Origin of the sequence: Flavonifractor sp. DFI.6.63 (assembly GCF_024462255.1) — a bacterium.
Lineage (GTDB): Bacteria > Bacillota > Clostridia > Oscillospirales > Oscillospiraceae > Lawsonibacter_A > Lawsonibacter_A hominis.
Window position 1 is genome coordinate 1 of record NZ_JANGBE010000126.1, and the last position, 289, is coordinate 289.

At 46.0% G+C, this 289-nt stretch carries 1 pseudogene; it reads right to left on the reverse strand.

Annotated features, from left to right (window positions below):
- Positions 1 to 188: pseudogene (locus tag NE547_RS18180) on the reverse strand (transposase); the annotation flags it as partial.
- Positions 189 to 289: the final 101 nt, after the last annotated feature.

Here is a 289-nt window from a genome sequence, read left to right on the forward strand (position 1 = left end):
TTACCTGGTGTCTCCGCATAGATCTCTCTAATTTTGACCAGAAGAAGCTTCCAAGGTTTTGTTCCCGTGATCCGACGTACGCTGCGGTAGTAACAGGATTCGCTCACATGCAGAACTCGACACATGGAGTGAACCGTATGTTCATTGTGCCGCAGCGTGATGTACTCATACAGCAGTTCAGGCTTCACTTCTTCCGTTCTTTTGCGAAAAAACCAAGGGCGTCCTTGAGAATTTCATTTGCTTTACTTAGTTCCGCATTTTCACGCATAAGTCTCAGCTCATTCTCAGA